Origin of the sequence: Micrococcus sp. GbtcB5 (genome assembly GCF_019091605.1) — a bacterium.
Classification (GTDB): domain Bacteria; phylum Actinomycetota; class Actinomycetes; order Actinomycetales; family Micrococcaceae; genus Micrococcus; species Micrococcus luteus.
This window is the reverse complement of sequence record NZ_JAGXJK010000556.1, coordinates 1-232: the sequence shown is the minus strand read 5'-3', so window position 1 is coordinate 232 and position 232 is coordinate 1. Positions and strand designations below refer to the sequence as shown.

Genomic DNA, 232 nt, shown 5'->3' with positions numbered 1-232 from the left:
GGCCGCAGCCCGCGCCCTGTGGGCCGGACCACCCTGGGCCTGGTCCGCGGGCCCGGGGCCGCCCTGCCGCGGCCGGACACGCCGGAGCCGCCCGCCGTCGACCTCGGATCCCCACCGGCCCGGCAGTCCGTCGTGATCCCGCTGGGGGCGGCCCTGGGCCCGCTGGTGCTCGGGGTCGCCCTGGTCCTGGTGATGGGCAACCCGGTGTTCCTGCTGTTCGGTGTGCTGTCCG

General features: G+C 78.9%; 1 protein-coding gene. It reads left to right on the top strand.

The genetic code is table 11. From position 1 onward, the window contains the following. Positions 1 to 18: 18 nt before the first annotated feature. The coding region (locus KVS67_RS13490; RefSeq protein WP_254629390.1) for a hypothetical protein at positions 19 to 232 on the top strand (214 nt) is incomplete at its 3' end.